This window comes from Thauera sp. DNT-1, assembly GCF_055393985.1.
Window position 1 is genome coordinate 1,993,668 of sequence record NZ_AP043752.1, and the last position, 19,955, is coordinate 2,013,622.

The window sequence follows — 19,955 nt, forward strand, 5'->3', positions numbered from 1 at the left end:
GATACTAGGCGGCCATGCGTAAAGATTGCGTTAAGAGTTTGCAGTGCAGCATGAGCGTGAGGCGCAGGGAGCGAGGTGTCGGGCGCGTGGACGTGAAGAGGGCGCGGTGATCGCTCACCGCGCCCTCTTGTAAGGCCCCCCGCCTGTGCCGTCTCCGCCGGGCATCCTGAACCTTGGGTTCAGGGAGGTCGCGTCCCTTCCGCTTCAGGATCACCCGGCGAGGGGCGTTCACACCAGCGGCATCGATGGTTGGCGACCGAGTCTCTCGACTATTGGTTCAAGGAATCTACGACTTCGACGAACACTGCAGGGGATTGACCGGTACTGCTCGAACTGCCTTCAGAAAAGCTTGTCCTGCTGCCCCAGAACACCGTCCAGGCGCGCTTTCATGAGACCGATTCTACGCTTCATGCCCGGCATGTCAAACCCGTTGCCGCGCTGGTGCAGGAGGAACTCGTGGGCGATGTTGAGCGCGGTCATGACCGCCAGCTTTTCGCCGGAGGAGCCGGTGCGGGCACCGATCTCACGAAGCTTGTCGTCGAGGAAGGCGACGGTGGCGAGCAGTTCGTCGCGCGATTCGGGCGTGCAGGAGATGCGGTACTCCTTGCCCAGCAGCATCATGTCGAGGTGATCGGCGGACATCGCTTCAAGCCTCCGGCAGTTTGTCGAGCAGGCCCGCGAGGCGGTCCGCGGCGACGCGGACCTTGTCGGAGAGCCGGCGATTCTCGCCCTCGAGCTGCACGACGCGACCGCGCAGGGCGGCGTTGTCGGCCTTCAGGCGCTCGTAGTGGCTGATCAGGTGCTCGAGCTGGGCTTCGAGCTGTGCGAGTTCGGTATCCATGGCGTCGATGGTAGTGAGCGGCCGATGACGGGTCAATCGGCCGGGGTCGATCAGCGCTGGACCTGGGTGACGTCCCGCACCGCGCCGGTGTCGGCCGAGGTGGTGAGCGCGGCGTAGGCCTGCAGCGCGGCGGAGACCACGCGTTCGCGCTTCACCGGCTTCCAGGCCGCATTGCCCTTCGCCTCCATCGCGGCACGACGGCGGGCGAGCTCGGCGTCGGCGACGGCGAGGTGGATGCGGCGCGCGGGGATGTCGATCTCGATCGTGTCGCCGTCCTCGACCAGCGCGATCGCACCGCCGCAGGCCGCCTCGGGCGAAGCATGACCGATCGACAGGCCCGAAGTGCCGCCCGAGAAGCGTCCGTCGGTGAGCAGCGCGCACTGCGCGCCCAGGCCGCGGCTCTTCAGGTAAGAGGTGGGATAGAGCATCTCCTGCATGCCGGGGCCACCCTTCGGGCCTTCGTAGCGGATCACCACCACGTCGCCCGCCTGCACCTGCTCGCCGAGGATGCCCTCCACCGCGTCTTCCTGGCTCTCGTACACCCTGGCCTTGCCGGTGAACTTCCAGATGGATTCATCCACCCCGGCGGTCTTCACGATGCAGCCCTTCTCGGCGATGTTGCCGTAGAGCACGGCCAGCCCTCCGTCGGCCGTGAAGGCATGTTCCTTGTTGCGGATGATGCCGTGCTCGCGGTCGGCGTCGAGCGACTTCCAGCGCCGGTCCTGACTGAAGGCGACCTGGGTCGGCACCCCGCCCGGCGCAGCACGGAAGAAGGTGTGCACCGCTTCGTCTTCGGTGCGCTTGATGTCCCACTTGTCCAGGGCTTCGCCCAGGCTCGCGCTGTGCACGGTCGGCACATCGGTGTGCAGCAGGCCGGCGCGGTCGAGTTCACCAAGGATGGACATGATGCCGCCGGCACGATGCACGTCCTCGATGTGCACGTCGGCGATCGCGGGCGCGACCTTGCACAGGCAGGGCACGCGGCGGCTGACGCGGTCGATGTCCTTCATCGTAAAGTCCACGCCGGCCTCGCGCGCGGCGGCGAGCAGGTGCAGCACGGTGTTGGTCGAGCCGCCCATGGCCACGTCCAGGCTCATCGCGTTCTCGAAGGCCTGGAAGCTGGCGATCGAGCGCGGCAGCACCGAGGCGTCGTCCTTTTCGTAGTAACGACGCGCGAGATCGACGATGCGGCGGCCGGCTTCCTTGAACAGGCGCTCGCGGTCGGCGTGGGTGGCGAGCGTGGTGCCGTTGCCGGGCAGCGACAGGCCGAGCGCCTCGGTGAGGCAGTTCATCGAGTTGGCTGTGAACATGCCCGAGCACGACCCGCAGGTCGGGCAGGCCGAGCGCTCGATGGCGTCGACTTCCTCGTCCGAACACGACTTGTCGGCCGCCTTGACCATCGCATCCACGAGGTCGAGCGAGATCACCTTGGCTTCCCACTTGACCTTGCCGGCCTCCATCGGACCGCCGGAGACGAAGATCGCCGGGATGTTCAGGCGCAGCGCGGCCATCAGCATGCCCGGGGTGATCTTGTCGCAGTTCGAGATGCACACCAGCGCGTCCGCCGTGTGCGCGTTGCACATGTACTCGACGCTGTCGGCGATGAGCTCGCGCGAGGGCAGCGAATACAGCATGCCGCCGTGGCCCATGGCGATCCCGTCATCGACCGCGATGGTGTTGAATTCCTTGGCGACGCCGCCGGCGGCCTCGATCTCGCGCGCGACGAGCTGACCGAGATCCTTCAGGTGCACGTGGCCGGGCACGAACTGGGTGAAGCTGTTGGCGATCGCGATGATCGGCTTTTCGAAGTCGCCGTCCTTCATGCCGGTGGCGCGCCACAGGGCGCGGGCGCCCGCCATGTTGCGGCCGGCGGTGGACGTGCGGGAACGGTACTGGGGCATGGGGCGCTCCGGGAAATCGGCGGGAAAGGGTTCGATTCTAACGCGCGTGGGGCGAGCGTCGGCAAGCTGCGGTGCATGCGGGGACGCCGCGGTGGGGCGGACGATCCGGCTGGCGTATCATCCGAAGTCCGACACCGCAGGAGGCTCCATGCAGGACACGACCCCCACGACCGAGGCCGGCTTCGACCTCGACCCGGCCGAGATCCGCGTGCTCGGCGTGCTGATCGAGAAGTCCTTCATCACCCCCGACGCCTATCCGCTGTCGATCAACGCCATCACCACCGGATGCAACCAGCTCACCGCGCGCGAGCCGGTGATGAGCCTGTCCGAGGCCGAGGTGCAGGACGCGGTCGACCGCCTGATCGTCCGCCGCCTGGTGTCCAAGCGCGACCAGCAGAGCGCGCGCGTGGCCAAGTACGAGCACCTGGTCCGCCTGCGCCACTCGTTGCCGCCGGCCGAACAGGCCGTATTGGCGATCCTGCTGCTGCGCGGCGCGCAGACCGCGGGCGAGCTGCGCCAGCGCTGCGAGCGCCTGCACCGTTTCGACGACGTCGCCGCGGTCGATGCCGTGCTCGAGCACCTGGCCGAGAAGTACCCGCCGCTGGTCGCCGAGCTGCCGCGTGCGCCCGGCACCAAGGAGACCCGCCACGTTCACCTGCTCGGCGGCGACGCCGCGGTGCAGGAGATGGCCGAGGCGCAGTCCGTCGGCACGGCAGGCGGCGGGCGCGGGCGCATCGGGGAACTCGAGGACGAGGTCCGCCGTCTGCGCGAGGAACTCGAGGCACTGCGCGGAGCGTTCGCGGAGTTCCGCAAGCAGTTCGACTGAAGGCCGGCAGCCCTGCGCTCGGCGCCTCACACCTCACACCTCACACCTCACACCTCGCGCCTCGCGCCTCGCACACTCCATGCTCGTCCACCCCCAATTCGACCCGATCGCCTTCTCCCTCGGCCCGCTTTCGGTGCGCTGGTACGGGCTGATGTACTTGGTCGCCTTCGTGCTCTTCGTCGTGCTCGGCCGCCTCCACGCGCGGCGCCGTCCGGAGCTGGGCTGGGACGAGCAGGGGATCGACGACCTCCTGATGTACGGTGTGATCGGGGTGATCGTGGGCGGGCGCCTCGGCGAGGTGTTGTTCTTCCAGCCCGGCTACTATCTGCAACACCCGGGCGAGATCCTCGCGGTGTGGAAGGGCGGGATGAGCTTCCACGGCGGCTTCCTGGGCGTGCTGGTGGCGATGTGGCTGTACGGTCGCCGGCACGGCAAGGGCTTCTGGCAGGTCACCGACTTCATCGCGCCGCTGGTGCCGACCGGGCTGGCGGCCGGGCGGCTCGGCAACTTCATCAACGGCGAACTGTGGGGCCGGCCGGCGGAGACGGAGCTGCCGTGGGCCATGATCTTCCCCTGGGTGGATGCGCTGCCGCGCCATCCCTCGCAGCTCTACCAGGCCGCTGGCGAGGGATTGCTGCTGTTCCTGCTGCTGTGGTCTTACTCGGCCAGCCCGCGCCCGCTGCGCGCGGTGTCGGCGATGTTCCTGGTCGGCTATGGCGCGCTGCGCTTCGTCGCGGAGTTCTTCCGTACGCCCGATCCGGGCATCTTCGGCACCTTGTCGCTCGGCCTGTCCACCGCACAATGGCTTTGCGTGCCCATGGTGCTCGCCGGGCTGCTGATGCTCGCCGCCGCGCGCACGCGCGGGACCGGAAGGTAGGCGGGGCTGCGGCAGGGACGTGAATATCGCACACAGTCCATTCGCAGGCTGCACAAGCGACTCCCCAAAGCGGGCTATCATGTAAGCACGATATCCGAACTGAATCGGACAGGAGGACGACATGGGCGGTGCAGGACTGGTCTCCCGGGGACTGAACCGCGTTCGCGAGCTCGTCGCGAGCGCCGCGCACCTGGGCAAGCCCCCGGATGAGAGCGATCTCGAGCGCCTGCGCACGCAGTTGCAGGAGTGCGCCGAGGGCCGCGGCGGCGAAGTATCGACGCGCCAGCGTGCCGCCCGCCTGGCCGAGACCTATCTGCGCCTGGACGACGTCGGCCGCCACGCCTTCCTGCGCCTGATCGCCCACGAGTTCGGCCCCGATCCGGCGCGGGTGGCGCAGGCGCACGCCGCCTACCAGGCCGCGGTCGGCACGCCGCGGCAATGGGACGCGGAAGCCGAGCTGCGCGCCGCGCTGCGCTCGCGCCGGCTGCGCATCCTCACCCAGTTCAACGCGATCCCGCAGGGGGTCAAGTTCCTCGTCGACCTGCGTGCCGACCTGCTGCGCTTCATCGCCGACGATCCGCTGCTCAAGCCGCTCGACCGCGAGCTCGAGACGCGCCTGTCGGCGTGGTTCGACGTCGGCTTCCTGGAACTGCAGCGCATCACCTGGAGTTCGCCCGCCGCCCTGCTCGAGAAGCTCGTCGAGTACGAGGCGGTGCACGAGATCCGCTCCTGGAAGGACCTCAAGAACCGGCTCGACTCCGACCGCCGCTGCTACGCCTTCTTCCATCCGCGCATGCCGCTCGAGCCGCTGATCTTCGTTCAGGTCGCACTGCTCGAGGAGATCGCCGACGACGTGCAGCGCCTGCTCGACATCGAGGCGCCGCTCGCCGATGCGAGCCGGGCGACGACCGCGATCTTCTATTCGATCAGCGCCACGCAAAAGGGCCTGCGCGGGGTGAGCTTCGGCAACTTCCTGCTCAAGCGGGTGATCGACGACCTCAAGCGCGACTTTCCGCGCCTGAAGACCTTCGCCACGCTGTCGCCGATGCCGGGCCTGGTGCGCTGGGCGCAGCGCGACCCGGAGGCCTTCGCCGAGGCCTTCACCGCCACCGACTGGAAGCGCCTGGCGACGCTCGGCATCGAAGGCGTCGACTCGACGGGCCTCGCCGCGGTGCTCGCCGGCGACCCGGCGTGGGTCGAGGACGAGGCGCTCGCCGAGTCCTTGCGCGAGCCCCTGCTGCGGCTGGGCGCACGCTACCTGAGCGAGGCACGCCGCGGCGACCGCCCGGTCGACACGGTGGCGCGCTTCCACCTCGGCAACGGTGCCCGCATCGAGCGCCTGAACTGGCTCGCCGACCGCTCGGACAAGGGCCTGCGCCAGTCTTGGGGATTGATGGTCAATTATCTGTACGACCCGGACCGCCTGGAAGCCAACCTGGAGAGCTTCGCTGCCAACGGCAGCATCGCAGCCTCGTCCGCGGTGCGCAGGCTCGCCCGGCGCTGAGGTTCGCGTGCCGCCCGAAACATCGCCGAGCTCGTTCGCCCTCCGCCCCTCGTCGATCCGCATCCGCCTGTTGCTCGCGAGTACGGTGGTGCAGGTGGTGTTGCTGAGCATGTTGCTCGCGAACAGCGTGCGGCTGATGAACAACGCAATGTCGGCGAGCCTGGAGACGACGATCGGTCAGACCGCGAGCATGCTGCACGCGATGGCCACCGCCTACGGCGAGCAGGGCCGGCTCGACGGGCTCGAGGACGTGCTCGGCGAGCTTCTTGCCGACGCCGACGAAGGCCTGCTCTATGTGCGCATCCGCGACGCGCGCGGTCATCTGCTGGTGAGCGCCGGCATGCCCGGGCTGGAGCAGGTGCCGGAGCCGGACGAACAACGCCACCGTTTCTTCGAGACCCTGCTCGCCGACGACCTCGTGCATGTGCGCCGGCAACTGCTGCTGCCGCGCAACCAGGTCGGCGTGCTGCAGTTCGGAGTCTCGGTCTCGGTACTCGCCGCGGCCCGCGAGGCGATCATGCAGCAAGGCCTGGCGATCGCGATCGCGGAGATCCTGCTCACCTTCGTCCTGCTCTCCTCGCTCGGCTATCTGCTCACCCGCAACCTGCGCCTGCTGCTGGAGGGCAGTCGTGCGATCGCCAACGGCTTCCTCGCGCACCGCGTCGAGTCGCGTGGCAAGGACGAGCTGGCGGTGATCGCCAACCACTTCAACCTGATGGCCGAGGCGCTGCAGAACCGGATCGCCGAGCTGCAGGATACGGCGGTGCGCCTGCGGGCGAGCGAGGAGCGCCATGCCCTGGCCCTGCGCGGGTCCAACGACGGCCTGTGGGACTGGGACATCGACGCCGACGACGTCTATTACTCCGAGCGCTTCTGCCAGATCCTCGGGGTCCAGCCGGGAACCCTGTCGAACCGGCCGGAGGACATGCTTGCCTACCTCCACCCCTACGAGCGCGACGCCTACCGCCAGCGCCTGGTCGAACACCTCAAGGGCGACAGCAACCATTTCATCATGGAACTGCGCGTCCGTCTGCCCGACGGCGCCTACCGCTGGGTGCTGATGCGCGGAGTCGCCGATCGCGACGAGAACCTGCATGCCTACCGCATGGCTGGTTCGCTCGGCGACATCGACCTGCGCAAGCGCGCCGAACAGCAGCTGGTGCACGATGCCTTGCACGACGGGCTCACCGGCCTGCCCAACCGGGCAATGTTCATCGAGCACGCCAACCGCGCGCTTGCCCAGCGCCGGCGCGGGGACCTCACCCAGATCGCGATCCTGGCGATCAACCTGGAGCGCTTCAGCCTGGTCAACGACAGCTACGGGCACCTCGTGGGCGACGAACTGCTGCGCCGGATCGGTGCCCACATCGCGGCCCTGATGCGCGATGGGGACGTGTGCGCGCGGGTGGGGGGTGACCAGTTCGCGGTGCTGCTCAACGGTGTGGAGAGCTCGATCGACGCGCTGCGCATCTGCGAGCAGCTGGTCGCGCTGCCGGCCTTCGCACCCGACGACGACGGTCAGCAACTGCACCCGCGCTGCCGGGTGGGCGTCGCCATCAGCGACAACGAGCGCGAGGACGCCGAATCGCTGCTGCGCGATGCCGACAACGCACTGCACAAGGCCCGTCGCAGCGAGCGGGGGCCGATCGAATTCTTCCACACCGAGATGCACGCCGCCGCGGTGCGCGCGCTGCAGGTCGAGGCCGAACTGCGCAAGGCGCTCACCCAGGGCGGGCTGCAGGTGTGGTACCAGCCCATCGTCGAGCTCGCGAACCTGCGTACGACCAGCTTCGAGGCCCTGGTGCGCTGGCCGCACCCGACGCTCGGCCTGCTCTCGCCGGGCGAGTTCATCCCGCTCGCCGAGGCGCTCGACCTGATCCACGACATCGGCACGCTCGTGCTCGAGCGCGTGTGCGCCGACCTGCGCGAATGGGCGGGCCGGCTGCCAGCCGACGCGCCGCTGCGCGTCAGCGTGAACCTGTCCGCGCGCCAGCTCGCACGCCCGGATCTCGCCGCCGAACTGCTCGCCGCCATCGACCGCATCGGCGTGGCGCGCGAACGCATCCGCTTCGAGGTCACGGAGAGCGTGCTCGCCCATCCGGACGGCCCGGCGATCGACCACCTCCATGCCCTGCGCGCCGCCGGACTCGACATCCTCATCGACGACTTCGGCACCGGCTACTCGACGCTGAGCTACCTGCACACGATGCCGTGCAACCAGGTCAAGCTCGACGGCTCCTTCGTGCGCTCGCTGCCGTACGACCAGCGCCTGCGCGCGATCGTGCGGCACAGCATCGAACTCGCCCACGACCTCGGCATGACCGTCGTCGCCGAGTGCATCGAGGATGAGGCCCAGCTCGAGATCCTGCGCGCGATGGGCTGCGATTTCGGACAGGGCTACCTGTTCTCGCGGCCGCTCGACCGCGACGCCACCTTCAACCGCTTGCACAATCCCGCTCCGGAGCGCCGATGACCCCTCGCCGCACCTTGTTGCTGCTCGCCGGCATCGCCGCGCTGGCGTCCAGCCCCGGCACGGGCGCCGCACCCGACCTGCAGGTGTCGGGCTTCGCGACCGCCGGGGCGGTCTACAGCCGCGCGGACGACCTGGAGTTCGCCCGCGTCGGGATCGACGCGCCGGGCGGCAACCGCGTCGACACCGGGCCGGACTCGGTGCTCGGGGTACAGCTCGGCTGGCAGTCCGGTGACGGCACCGGAGCGGTGCTGCAGGTCGTGACGCGCGAGACCCAGCGCGGCGACTACACGCCGCGGCCTGCCCTGGCCTTCCTGAGCCACGCCCTGAGCCCCGCGCTGACCGTGCGTGCCGGGCGCCTGCGCAGCCCCTTCTTCATGCTGTCCGAGACCGCCGACATCAACTACAGCCAGCCCTGGGTCCGCCCGCCGGCAGAGGTCTACGCGCTCAACCCCTTCGCCGACATGGATGGCATCGACCTGCTGCATCGCAGCCCGATCGGCGGATCCTTCATCGAGCTGCACCCGTATCTTGGCAGCAGCCGCATCCCCGTGATCGGTGGCGGACGCGCGAATCTGCGCCGGCTGCGCGGCCTCACCGTGACGCTGGAGCGCGACGAGTTGAGCTTCAGCGCGAGCCACGCGGAGGCGGAGCTGGCGGTGATCCGGACCTCGCAGTCGTACCGGGACCTCGTCGACACCTGGCGGATCCCGCCCGACCTGCAGGCGCGATTGAGCGGGAAGGGTGCCCACGCCAGCTTCAGCTCCCTCGGCATGCAGTGGGACGACGGGCGCTGGCGGGTGATCGCCGAGCTCGGGCGCCTGCAGGCGGACGCCTTCGTCAACAGCGCGACCGGAGCCTATCTCGCGGTCGGGCGGCGCTTCGGCGCATGGATGCCTTATTTCGGTCTCGCCCGCCAGCGCCAGGACGCGCCGCTGGCCGACCCCGGGCTGGCGGACTCGCCACAAAGCGCCGCAGCGGTCGCGGTCTTCAACCGCTCGCGCAACCAGGCCCAGCGCAGCGTGACCCTCGGCACGCGTTGGGACTTCACGCCGAATTCGGCGGTGAAGGCGGAATTCAGCCACATCGAAACCGATCGCGGCGCGCACGGCAGCTTCATCGCGCGGGGCAACCCCTTCGCCCCCGGTCTCGACGATCGCAGCATCAATCTGCTGAGCGTGTCGGTCGATGTGGTGTTCTGATCCGGCGCGCCTGCTCCGACGGCTCGGCCTCGCGCCGATGCTGACGCTCGTGCTCGCCCTCTGGCAGGCCGGAGCGCACGCGCAAGGCGTCGTCCTGGTCAGCGCCCACGCCGGAGGCATCGCCGAAGTCGACCGCGAGACCGCCGCCCAGCTCTACCTCGGCCGCCGCACCACCCTGCCCGACGGGCGTGGCGTCCGCCTGCTCGACCTGCCGGCCGGCGCCGAACGCGACCTCTTCTATCAGCGCCTGACCGGCAAGAACCCCAGCCAGATCCGCGCCTACTGGTCGCGGATGGTCTTCACCGGGCGCGCCCATCCGCCCCACGAGGCGGCCGACGCGGCCGACGCGCTCGGCCGCGTGCTCGCCGACCCGAACGCGCTCGCCTACCTGCCTGCCGCCTCTGCCGCCAACCAGCCCCTGAACGTCCTGATGCTCCTGGAGTGAAGCCAGCGGGCAGCGGATGCGCGCCGGCATTGCATGCGTCGGCGACTCGTGATTTAATGCGAATCATTCGTATTTTTAACGTCGTTCGATCATGCAACCTTGCGAATTCCCCGTTTCCGCCGCCATGCCGGCCAGCCGGCCCGATGCGGATTCGACTGCACAGCGGCGCCCCCTGCTCACCAGCAAGGAGCTCCTCGGCGGCCGGCGCGAGTTGCGGATCGAGCACGAGGGCAGCGAGTACATCTTGCGCACGACGCGCAACGGCAAGCTGATCCTCACCAAATGACCTTCCAGGCGATGCCATATCGGGGCAAAACCCCGTCAGGAGGCTAGACTATGTACGTGTGCGTATGCAACGCGGTCACCGAACGCCAGATCCACCACGCCGCGGCGCAGGGCGCGCGGACCCTGCGCGACCTGCGCCATTCGCTCGGCGTGACCGCAGAGTGTGGTCGCTGCGCCCGCTGCGCGCACGAGTGCCTGCGCTCGGCCGTACCCGCCACGCCCCGCCCGGGCGTGACCGCGCTGTTCGCAGGCATCGCTCCGGCATTCACCGCATCCCTGGAGGCAACATGAAAGGCGACAAGAAAGTCATCCAGTACCTCAACAAGCAGCTCACCATCGAACTCACCGCGATCAACCAGTACTTCCTGCATGCGCGCATGTACAAGAACTGGGGTTTCACGCGGCTCGGCAAGCACGAGTACGACGAGTCGATCGAGGAGATGAAGCACGCGGACATGCTGATCGAGCGCGTGCTCTTCCTGGAGGGGCTGCCCAACCTGCAGAATCTCGACAAGCTGCTGATCGGCGAGAACGTGCCCGAATGCATGCAGGGGGATCTCAAGCTCGAGCTCGGCGGACGCGCCAACCTGATCGAGGCGATCGCCTACTGCGAGTCCAGCAAGGATTACGTGTCGCGCGAGCTCTTCGAGCACATCCTGGAAGACACCGAGGAACACATCGACTACCTGGAGACGCAGCTCGGTCTGGTCGACAGCGTCGGCCTGCAGAACTACCTGCAGTCGCAGATGGACCCCGGCGCCTCCTGATCCCGGCCCGCCCGATCGCTCCCGACCAACCCAACGCTGCCTCCGCGGAGGCGGCTCGTCGCCTCCGCCCCGATGCACCCAGCTGCCCAAGCATTGTCGCTGTTGCCTTCCCCTTCGCCGTCGCTGTCCACGGATCCTGAGGCGCAGCCCATGCGCGCCCCTGCCTCCGGAGCGGAAGTCGCTCCGCGCCCGACCGCGGCAGCGCGCGGGAGCTCGCCGCTGCGGCGCGGCGCCCTCCTCGGCCTGATCGTCGCCGCCCACCTCGGCGGGCTGGCGATGCTCGCCAGGCTCGCCGGCGAGCGCCCCGTGCCCGCCGAGCTGATGCCGATCCAGGTCGCACTCATCGCAGCGCCCGCGGTCGCCGAGCCCTTACCGGCGCCTCCCGAACCCGTCGTGGAGCCGCCGCGCCCGCCTGAACCTCGGCCGGTGGCGCGCCCGCCCGAGCCCACGCCGCCAACCCCGCCGATGGTGAAGAAGCCGACGCCCAAGCCCGTGGTGAAGAAGCCGGCGCCAGTCACCGAGTCGCCCACCGCGCTGAGCGCGGCCGAAGAACCCGCAGCCCCTCCGCCGCCCGCGCCGGCACCACCCGCCGCAGCACCCGCAGCGACGGCCGCGCCCGCCACGGTCACCGCCGCGCGCTTCGACGCCGCCTATCTGAACAACCCGCATCCGGCCTACCCGGCGCTGTCGCGCCGCCTGCGCGAGGAGGGCCAGGTGACGCTGCGCGTGCTGGTGTCGCCCGACGGCCAGCCCGCCCAGGTCGAGCTGCGCACCAGCTCCGGCTCCGAGCGCCTCGACCGCGCCGCGCGCGAGGCGGTGGCGCGCTGGCGCTTCGTGCCCGCACGGCGCGGCGACAGCGCGATCGAATCCTGGGTCCTGGTGCCCATCGTCTTCAAACTTCAAGGAAACTGAGCATGGACAGTTCGCAGGCCTTCGGCCTCGCCCACCTGTGGGCGCAATCCGACAACATCATCCGCGCGGTGGCGCTGATCCTGCTGGTGATGTCGATCACCAGCTGGTACCTGATCCTCAGCCGCTCCCTGCGTCAGCTGCGTGCGCGCAGCCACAGCGGCGCCGTAGAGGCCTTCTGGGCCGCCCCCGACCTCGACGCCGGTCTGCGCGTGCTCGCCGAGCGCGCCCCGGAGTCGCCCTTCGAGGCGCTTGCCCAGCAGGGCGCCGCCGCCGCCCAGCACGTGCGCCGGCACACCCACAGCAACACCCTCGGCGGCAAGCTCGACACCGACGAGGTCATCACCCGCGCGCTGCGCAAGTCGATCGCGCTGTCGACCGCGGCGCTCGAGTCCGGCCTCACCGTGCTCGCCTCGATCGGCTCGACCGCCCCCTTCGTCGGCCTCTTCGGCACGGTGTGGGGCATCTACCACGCGCTGGTGAACATCAGCGTTTCGGGCATGGCGACGCTGGACAAGGTGGCGGGCCCGGTCGGCGAGGCGCTGATCATGACCGCCTTCGGCCTCTTCGTCGCCATCCCGGCGGTGCTGGCCTACAACGGCATCACGCGCGCCAACCGCGTCGAGCTCTCCGAACTCGACGCCTTCGCCCACGACCTGCACGCCTGGTTCGCCACCGGCGCACGCATCGCTGCAGTGCCCGGCGCCGCGCCACGCGCGGCCGAAGTCGCCACGGGCACGCCGGCCGGCGCGCACGGAGCGGCGTGATGGCCTTCGGGGGATTCAGCCAGGGCGAGACGCGCGCCCCGCAGAGCGACATCAACATGGTGCCGCTGATCGACGTCATGCTGGTGCTGCTGATCGTGTTCATGATCACCGCGCCGCTGCTGACCCACTCGGTCAAGATCGACCTGCCGCAGGCCTCCAGCGCGCCGACCGAACAGAAGCCGGAGACGGTGGCACTGTCGATCGACGGCGACGGCCGCGTGTTCTGGAACAACGAGGCGGTCGACGAGGTGGCCCTTCCCGCCCGTCTGAGCGCCGCCGCGGCGCAAAAGCCCCAGCCGGAGCTTCACCTGCGCGCCGACCGCAACACGCGCTACGAGGTGATCGCGGAGGTGATGGCCGAGGCGCGCAGCGCCGGCATCGAGAAGATGGGCTTTGTGACCGTGCCGGAACGCTGAACGTCGAGGAAGGAATGAAAGGAGGCGCCAGGATGCGGAGCGATTCCGCGCCCTGGCGCCCTTATTTCGATTGCGGCCCCCTCGCTCCCGGCTCCCGGGAGCAGGCGATCAGACGGCGCGGTTGCGCACGCGGACGATGACGTCGATTGCGTCGAGCACCACGCCCGCGGGCAGGCGGGGCTGGCCGATCACGCGCAACTCGTCGTCCGAGATGTCGCGCACCTCGCCGCTGTCGATGTTGTAGAGGTGGTGGTGCGGCGCGGTCGTGGAGTCGTACACCACGCGCTGGGGATCGACGAACAGCTCGCGGATCATCTTCTTCTCGCTGAACAGCCGCAAGGTGTTGTACACCGTGGCGCGCGAGACGTCGGGCGAGGCCTCGAGCACCTTCGCCCAGATCTGGTCCGCCGAGAGATGCACCGGCGCCGAAAACAGGGCGCGTGCAATCTCGATGCGCTGGTGCGTGACCGGAATGCCGGCCTGGCGCAGGCAGGCGATGGCGTCGGAGGATGCGTAGGTGTTCATCATGGCAGTCGACCTTCTGGTTGCGCATCCGCACCCCGTGCGGATTTGCATTGGACCCTGTCTGAATGCTGGACCGGGTCCCGGATCGTGTCAATAATCCATGAGAACTAGTACCGGGGCACGAACCTGCGTCCGTGCCCCGGCATTCCTGCGACAAGCCGGATGGCTTTTCGGATTACTTGAACGGATCGGGACGCGGCGTCGCGTTGCTCGACGGCGGCAGCACCGGCATCGCGATCTGCGGCAGTTCGCCGGTCAGCGTCTTCAGGAAGGCGACGATCTGTCCGATCTCATCCTTGCTGTAGGTGCGGCCGAGCTGCAGGCGCCCCATGGTATCCACCGCCTGCTCGAGCGTCGCCGCCTCGCCGTCGTGGAAGTACGGGTAGGTCAGCGCGACGTTGCGCAGGGTCGGCACCTTGAAGTTGAAGCGGTCGGCATCGGCACCGGTGACCGCCGAGCGGCCTTCGGCGGGCGAGCTGCTCTTGTACGGCTCGACCACGCCCATGCGCTGGAATGACGTGCCGCCGGCCGCCGGACCGTTGTGGCAGGCCACGCAGCCGCTTTCCTTGAATAGGGTGTAGCCGGCGAGCTCTTTCTCGGACAGCGCCTTGTCGTCGCCCCTGAGCCACTTGTCGAAGCGCGAATCGGGCGTGACCAGGGTCTTCTCGAACTCGGCGATCGAGTCGGTGATCATGTCGATGTCGATCTTGTTCTTGCCGTACACCGACTCGAACTCTTCGACGTAGCCCGGGATCGACTGCAGGATGCCGACCGCCAGGGTGTGCGGCATGTTCATCTCGACGCCGGCCTGGATCGGGCCGCCGGCCTGCTCCTTGAGGTCGGCCGCACGGCCGTCCCAGAACTGGGCGATCGCCAGGCTGGAGTTATAGACGGTCGGCGAGTTCACCGGACCGGCTTTCCAGCCGTGGCCGATCGAGGTCTTGAGGTTGTCGGTGCCCCCCATCGACAGGTTGTGGCAGGTATTGCAGGAGATGATGCCCGACATCGACAGGCGCGGCTCGAACCACAACTTCTTGCCGAGCTCGACCTTGGCGGCGTTCTCCACCTTCGCCGGCTCGATCGGCTTGATCGGTTCGTCCCGCACCGCCACGGCCGCCCAGGCGCTGCCAGCCACCACCAATGCCACCGCCACGCTCGTTGCCTTCAACTTCATCATGATGCTTCTCCTTGCCAGTTCGGCGAATTGTCGCTTCTTGGTTTCCCACCCTGCCCGGAGCAGGATGTTCCGACGCGCTAATTAGACTCTGTCTAAACAAGCCATTTCTTGATTACGGTCAACGTTTTGGAGTCGCGCGCCGGAACGATGCGTCCCACGGGCGGTCTCTCCAGCCGTAAACGACGCGGCTTCAATCCGATACAAGCGCAGGTCTCGCGGGCCGCTATGCTCTTGCCCACGAATCGATGCAGCGCCCGGCGGTCCGCCGGCAAGCCCTGAGCCCAATGAACGAAGACAAGCCCTCCAACCGAACCGCCCGCCCGCGCTGGGGACGCCGCGCCCTGCTGATCCTGGTGCCGCTGCTGCTCGCCGGCGCCTGGTACGGTCGCAGCGCCTTCATCGGTGAGCGCGACCCCACCGCCAACTACCAGTTCACCACCGTGCAGCGCGGCGACGTCGAGGACGTCGTCACCGCCACCGGCACCCTGCAGCCGCGCGACTATGTGGACGTGGGCGCGCAGGTCTCCGGTCAGTTGCGCAAGATCCACGTCGAGGTCGGCGACACGGTCGAGGCCGGCCAGCTGCTTGCGGAGATCGACCCCACGGTCTATCGCGCCCGCGTCGACGCCTCGCGCGCCCAGTTGAAGAACCTGCGTGCGCAGCTGAAGGACCGCGAGGCCCAGCTCGCCCTTGCGCAGATCCAGCAGCGCCGCCAGCGCGCGCTGATGGCCGAGGACGCCACCACCAAGGAGAGCCTGCAGACCGCCGAAGCCTCGGCGATGTCGGCGGAGGCTCAGCTCGAGGCGCTGCGCGCGCAGATCGAGCAGATCGAATCGACCCTGCGCGCCGACGAGGCCAACCTGCAATACGCCCGCATCCTGTCGCCGATGGCCGGCACCGTGGTGTCGATCACTGCGCGCCAGGGCCAGACGCTCAACACCAACCAGCAGGCACCGGTGGTGATGCGCATCGCCGACCTGTCCACGATGACCGTGCAGACCCAGGTATCGGAAGCCGACATCGGCCGCCTGAAGCTCGGCATGGAGGCCTACTTCACCACCCTGGGCGGCAGCGGCAAGCGCTGGCAGGGCAAGCTCGAGAAGATCGAGCCCACGCCCACGGTGACCAACAACGTGGTGCTCTACAACGCGCTCTTCGACGTCCTCAATCCCGACGGCCGGCTGATGACGCAGATGACCGCACAGGTCTTCTTCGTGGTCGCGCAGGCCAAGGATGCGCTGCTGATCCCGATGGCCGCACTCGCCCAGGGCCAGGCGCGCCCGCCCCAGGCAGGGGCCGGCCCCGCCCCCGCAGCCCCGCCCGGCGCCGGGGCGCCCGCAGGCAATGGCATGGGCTCGGGGCGCGGCATGATGAGCCAGGGGCGCGGCGCAGCGTCGGGCACCTCCGGCGCCGGACCGCGCCAGGGTACGGTGCGGGTCGCCGATGCACGCGGCGCGCTGGAAGAACGCAGGGTCGAGCTCGGCGTCTCCAACCGCGTGCAGGCACAGGTGCTGTCCGGGCTGGCCGAGGGCGAACGCGTCGTCTCCGGGCTGGTGGTCGGAAACGGCGCCGGTCGCCCGCAAATGACGCCGCGGCTATGAAGATCGAACGCCTTCCCGACGAGGACGCGACCTCGTCCGCCAGCGCGCGCGCAGCGGCCACGCGGCCCGCCGCCCCGCCCACGACCGCAACACCGCTGATCGAGCTCTCGGGCATCACGCGCAGCTTCGTCAATGGCGAGGTCGAGACCCGCGTGCTGCACGGCATCGACCTCACCATCCACCCTGGCGAGTTCGTCGCCATCATGGGCACCTCGGGTTCGGGCAAATCCACGCTGATGAACATCCTCGGCTGCCTCGATCGCCCCACCGGCGGCACCTACCGCTTCATGGGCACGGACGTCGCGGCGCTGGACCGCGACGCGCTCGCGCGCCTGCGCCGCGAGGCCTTCGGCTTCGTCTTCCAGAGCTACAACCTGCTCGGCGGCGCCTCCGCGCGCGACAATGTCGAGGTGCCGGCGGTGTATTCCGGCATGCCACGCGAGGAACGCCATGCCCGTGCCGAGGCGCTGCTGGCGCGCCTCGGGCTCGGCGAGCGCATCCACCATCGCCCCGGCCAGCTCTCCGGCGGCCAGCAGCAGCGCGTGTCGATCGCGCGCGCGCTGATGAACGGCGGCCGCATCATCTTCGCCGACGAGCCCACCGGCGCGCTCGACAGCCGAAGCGGCGCCGAGGTCATGAAGCTGCTTGCCGAGCTCTCCGCCGCCGGCCACACCATCGTGCTGATCACCCACGAGCGCGAGGTGGCCGAGCAGGCGCAGCGCATCATCGAGATCCGCGACGGCCGCATCGTCGCCGACCCCGGGCCGCACCCGCCGCAGGAGCCGGAGCCCGACTTCGCCCCCCACATCGATCGCACCTCGCCGCTGTCGGACGTGGTGGAGGCCACCCGCACCGCGCTGCGCGCGCTGCGCGCCAACCTCTTCCGCACCGTCCTGACCCTGCTCGGCATCGTCATCGGCGTCGCCTCGGTGATCGCCATGCTGGCGATCGGCGACGGCGCCAAGCAGAAGGTGATCGACCAGGTCAGCGCGATGGGCACCAACCTGCTCACCGTGCGTCCGGGCGCACCCAACACGCGCGGACGCGATGCCCCCGCCACCCTGGTGATCGAGGACGTGCAGGCGATCGCCGAGTTGCCCAACGTGCTCGCCTCGGTGCCCGAGCAGGGCGCCACCATCACCCTGCGCGCAGGCAACATCGACCACCGCAGCAGCGTCAACGGCACCTCGGCCGACTACGTCGTGGCGCGCAACTGGGCACCGGCGAGCGGCACCTTCTTCAGCGCGGAGGACGAGGCGCGCTACGCCACGGTCGCCGTGCTCGGCCAGACGGTGGCGCGCGCCCTGTTCCCCGGGCGCGACGCGGTGGGCGAGTTCATCCTGGTCAACAACATCCCCTTCCAGGTCATGGGCGTGATGACGCCCAAGGGCGCCACGCCCTGGGGGCAGGACCAGGACGACATCGTCTTCATGCCCTACACCACGGCGAGCCTGCGCATCACCGGCCAGCGATTCCTGCGCAATGTGACCGTGGCGGTCGAGGACGTCGGGCAGATCGACGACACCCAGGCCGCGGTAAGCGCGCTGCTGCTCGCCCGCCACGGCGTGGAGGACTTCCAGATCCGCAACATGGCCTCGGTGATCGATACCGTGTCGGAGACGCAGAACACGCTCACCGTGCTGCTCGGCACGGTGGCGGCGATCTCGCTGCTGGTGGGCGGCATCGGCGTGATGAACATCATGCTGGTGTCGGTGACCGAGCGCACCCGCGAGATCGGCATCCGCATGGCCACCGGTGCACGCACCCGCAACATCCTGCAGCAGTTCCTCATCGAGGCCCTGGTGGTGTCGGCGGTGGGCGGGCTGATCGGGGTCGCGGCCGGGCTCGGCGCCGCCGCGATCATCGAGGCCTTCGGCACCGCGGTGCAGTACTCGCTGACGCCGGTCGTGCTCGCCTTCAGTTGTGCCTTCCTCACCGGGCTGGTGTTCGGCTACCTGCCCGCGCGCAAGGCTGCCCGACTCGACCCCGTCGTCGCCCTCGCCTCCGAATGACAAATCCATCCGGTTTCCCCCTGCGCACCCGTCTGCTCCCTGCCCTGCTCGCCGCCCTGACCGCCGGCTGCGCGCTCACCGAGCCCGTCGTGCGTCCCGAGCAAGCGCTGCCGGCGCAGTGGGCGGAACCCGCCCGGGCGGCAGAACCCGCCACACCGCCGCATGACACCTGGTGGCAGGACTTCGGCTCGGCCCGGCTCGATGCCTTCGTCACCGAAGCGCTGGCCACCACCCCCGACCTGCGCATCCAGGCCGAACGCGTGGTCCAGGCCGAGCTTGCGCTGCGCCAGGCCGGGGCGTCGCTATTGCCGTCACTTGACGTGAGCGGCGGGAGCAGCGCGCGCAATGTCGACAGCAATGAATCCAGCTCGACCGGCATCGACCTCGGCGCCAGCTACGAGATCGACCTCTGGGGCCGGATCGCCGCCGGTGTCGACGCCAGCCGCGCCGGTCTCATGGCCACCCGCTTCGACTATGACGCGGCCCGCCTGTCGATCAGCGCCAGCGTCGCCACCACCTGGTTCCAGGTCCTGGCGCTGCAGGAGCGCCTGGACATCGCGCGCCGGAACCTCGCCACCGCCGAGCGCGTGCTGCGCGTGGTGCAGGCGCGCTACGACAACGGTGCGGCCTCGGCGCTCGATCTGAGTCAGCAGCGCACCACGGTGCTTAACCAGCGCAAGGCCATCGAGCCGCTCGAGGTGCAACTGCGCCAGACGCGCAGCGCGCTCGCGATCCTGCTTGGCCGCAACCCTCAGGCCGGACCCACCCCCGACGGCGCTGGCGGCATCGAGCGCCTGGGCGCCCTGCAGGTGCCCACGGCCGATGCCGGGTTGCCGTCGGAGCTGCTGCTGCGCCGCCCCGACCTCGCCGCCAGCGAAGCCCGGCTCGCCGCCGCGGCCGCCAACATCGCGGCCGCGCGCGCCGCGCTGCTGCCCGGGATCAGCCTGTCGGCCGGTGCGGGCGTGGGCAGCGCCGCACTGCTGGCGCTGGCCGACACCACACGCACGCTGTCGATCTCGGCCAGCGTGCTGCAGAAGATCTTCGACGGCGGCCGCCTGCGCGCGGACGTCGACATCCAGCGCTCGCGCCAGCGCGAACTGGTCGAATCCCACCGCCGCGCGATCCTCGCCGCGCTCAAGGAAGTCGAGGACGCCCTCGCCAACGGCGTCCGCGACACCAACCAGGAGGCCGCCGAGCGCGAGATCCTCGCCGAAGCCGAGCGCAGCCTGCGCCTGGCCGAACTGCGTTACCGCGAAGGCGCGGACGGCCTGCTCACGGTACTCCTCGCCCAGCGCACCCTGTTCGCGTCGCAGGACCAACTCGCCCTCACGCGCCTGGCCCGACTCACCGCTGCAGTGAATCTGTACAAGGCGCTCGGGGGCGGGTGGAGCGCGGGGCAGGCGGGCAACTGAGCCGCAGCCGGCACGCGC

Annotated in this window: 20 protein-coding genes and 1 other RNA gene; 15 read left to right on the top strand and 6 right to left on the bottom strand. The window is 69.4% G+C overall.

All coding sequences use genetic code 11. The features are described from left to right. Nucleotides 1-132 precede the first annotated feature (132 nt). The 4 genes from ssrS to ilvD form a co-directional block, all read right to left on the bottom strand. Nucleotides 133-316, bottom strand: a non-coding RNA gene (gene ssrS, locus ACZ5PP_RS09240) — 6S RNA. A 23-nt stretch (nucleotides 317-339) separates the two neighbouring features. Next, complete coding sequence (locus tag ACZ5PP_RS09245; RefSeq protein ID WP_004309870.1) at nucleotides 340-642, bottom strand: cell division protein ZapA; 303 nt, start codon at nucleotides 640-642, stop codon at nucleotides 340-342. A 4-nt stretch (nucleotides 643-646) separates the two neighbouring features. Next, a complete protein-coding gene (locus tag ACZ5PP_RS09250; RefSeq protein ID WP_004309871.1) occupies nucleotides 647-841 on the bottom strand; it encodes a hypothetical protein in 195 nt (64 codons plus the stop codon). Between the two features lie 50 nt (nucleotides 842-891). Beyond that, nucleotides 892-2,742, bottom strand: coding sequence for a dihydroxy-acid dehydratase (gene ilvD / locus ACZ5PP_RS09255; protein WP_043743167.1), 1,851 nt, complete (start codon nucleotides 2,740-2,742; stop codon nucleotides 892-894). Nucleotides 2,743-2,890: 148 nt separating this feature from the next. On the opposite strand from ilvD, the gene ACZ5PP_RS09260 reads away from it, so the two are divergent. From ACZ5PP_RS09260 to ACZ5PP_RS09315, 12 genes are all read left to right on the top strand, one after another. After that, nucleotides 2,891-3,568 (top strand): YceH family protein, encoded by a 678-nt coding sequence (locus ACZ5PP_RS09260; protein WP_004309873.1) that lies wholly within the window; start codon nucleotides 2,891-2,893, stop codon nucleotides 3,566-3,568. Between the two features lie 79 nt (nucleotides 3,569-3,647). Then, nucleotides 3,648-4,445 carry a prolipoprotein diacylglyceryl transferase gene (lgt, locus tag ACZ5PP_RS09265; RefSeq protein WP_004309874.1) on the top strand — a complete coding sequence of 266 codons (798 nt, stop codon included), beginning with the start codon at nucleotides 3,648-3,650 and terminating at the stop codon, nucleotides 4,443-4,445. A gap of 121 nt (nucleotides 4,446-4,566) precedes the next feature. Then, nucleotides 4,567-5,949 (top strand): malonyl-CoA decarboxylase domain-containing protein, encoded by a 1,383-nt coding sequence (locus ACZ5PP_RS09270; protein WP_004309875.1) that lies wholly within the window; start codon nucleotides 4,567-4,569, stop codon nucleotides 5,947-5,949. 7 nt (nucleotides 5,950-5,956) lie between these two features. Then, nucleotides 5,957-8,422 (top strand): EAL domain-containing protein, encoded by a 2,466-nt coding sequence (locus ACZ5PP_RS09275; RefSeq protein ID WP_464826984.1) that lies wholly within the window; start codon nucleotides 5,957-5,959, stop codon nucleotides 8,420-8,422. Then, nucleotides 8,419-9,621 (top strand): hypothetical protein, encoded by a 1,203-nt coding sequence (locus tag ACZ5PP_RS09280; protein ID WP_273423401.1) that lies wholly within the window; start codon nucleotides 8,419-8,421, stop codon nucleotides 9,619-9,621. The genes ACZ5PP_RS09275 and ACZ5PP_RS09280 overlap by 4 nt, the downstream gene beginning before the upstream one ends. Then, nucleotides 9,608-10,066 carry a hypothetical protein gene (locus ACZ5PP_RS09285; protein ID WP_464826985.1) on the top strand — a complete coding sequence of 153 codons (459 nt, stop codon included), beginning with the start codon at nucleotides 9,608-9,610 and terminating at the stop codon, nucleotides 10,064-10,066. Before ACZ5PP_RS09280 ends, ACZ5PP_RS09285 begins: the two co-directional genes overlap by 14 nt. 91 nt (nucleotides 10,067-10,157) lie before the next feature. After that, a complete protein-coding gene (hemP, locus tag ACZ5PP_RS09290) occupies nucleotides 10,158-10,352 on the top strand; it encodes a hemin uptake protein HemP (protein WP_245537160.1) in 195 nt (64 codons plus the stop codon). Nucleotides 10,353-10,402: 50 nt separating this feature from the next. Next, the gene (locus ACZ5PP_RS09295) at nucleotides 10,403-10,642 is read left to right on the top strand and encodes a (2Fe-2S)-binding protein (protein WP_004309881.1); all 240 of its coding nucleotides are present in this window, start codon (nucleotides 10,403-10,405) and stop codon (nucleotides 10,640-10,642) included. Continuing rightward, a complete protein-coding gene (bfr, locus tag ACZ5PP_RS09300) occupies nucleotides 10,639-11,118 on the top strand; it encodes a bacterioferritin (RefSeq protein WP_004309883.1) in 480 nt (159 codons plus the stop codon). The genes ACZ5PP_RS09295 and bfr overlap by 4 nt, the downstream gene beginning before the upstream one ends. Nucleotides 11,119-11,268: 150 nt before the next feature. Then, complete coding sequence (locus tag ACZ5PP_RS09305; protein ID WP_052484388.1) at nucleotides 11,269-12,030, top strand: energy transducer TonB; 762 nt, start codon at nucleotides 11,269-11,271, stop codon at nucleotides 12,028-12,030. 2 nt (nucleotides 12,031-12,032) lie between these two features. Beyond that, nucleotides 12,033-12,794 carry a MotA/TolQ/ExbB proton channel family protein gene (locus ACZ5PP_RS09310; RefSeq protein WP_012585994.1) on the top strand — a complete coding sequence of 254 codons (762 nt, stop codon included), beginning with the start codon at nucleotides 12,033-12,035 and terminating at the stop codon, nucleotides 12,792-12,794. Next, nucleotides 12,794-13,210, top strand: a complete 417-nt coding sequence (locus tag ACZ5PP_RS09315; protein WP_004326359.1) for an ExbD/TolR family protein — start codon at nucleotides 12,794-12,796, stop codon at nucleotides 13,208-13,210. The genes ACZ5PP_RS09310 and ACZ5PP_RS09315 overlap by 1 nt, the downstream gene beginning before the upstream one ends. Nucleotides 13,211-13,318: 108 nt before the next feature. Here the strand turns inward: ACZ5PP_RS09315 and ACZ5PP_RS09320 are convergent, their stop codons facing one another. Together ACZ5PP_RS09320 and ACZ5PP_RS09325 are read right to left on the bottom strand one after the other, a co-directional pair. Then, entirely contained in the window at nucleotides 13,319-13,738 is a 420-nt protein-coding gene (locus tag ACZ5PP_RS09320; protein ID WP_004326360.1) for a Fur family transcriptional regulator, read from the bottom strand. 172 nt (nucleotides 13,739-13,910) lie between these two features. Next, nucleotides 13,911-14,912, bottom strand: a complete 1,002-nt coding sequence (locus tag ACZ5PP_RS09325) for a cytochrome-c peroxidase (protein WP_004326361.1) — start codon at nucleotides 14,910-14,912, stop codon at nucleotides 13,911-13,913. A 284-nt stretch (nucleotides 14,913-15,196) separates the two neighbouring features. On the opposite strand from ACZ5PP_RS09325, the gene ACZ5PP_RS09330 reads away from it, so the two are divergent. The 3 genes from ACZ5PP_RS09330 to ACZ5PP_RS09340 are packed head-to-tail and all read left to right on the top strand — an operon-like array spanning nucleotide 15,197 to nucleotide 19,937. Further along, a complete protein-coding gene (locus tag ACZ5PP_RS09330) occupies nucleotides 15,197-16,513 on the top strand; it encodes an efflux RND transporter periplasmic adaptor subunit (protein WP_287472007.1) in 1,317 nt (438 codons plus the stop codon). Then, entirely contained in the window at nucleotides 16,510-18,525 is a 2,016-nt protein-coding gene (locus tag ACZ5PP_RS09335; protein ID WP_287472006.1) for a MacB family efflux pump subunit, read from the top strand. Before ACZ5PP_RS09330 ends, ACZ5PP_RS09335 begins: the two co-directional genes overlap by 4 nt. Next, on the top strand, nucleotides 18,522-19,937 hold the full coding sequence (locus ACZ5PP_RS09340; RefSeq protein WP_464826986.1) for an efflux transporter outer membrane subunit: 1,416 nt from the start codon (nucleotides 18,522-18,524) through the stop codon (nucleotides 19,935-19,937). Before ACZ5PP_RS09335 ends, ACZ5PP_RS09340 begins: the two co-directional genes overlap by 4 nt. Nucleotides 19,938-19,955: the final 18 nt, after the last annotated feature.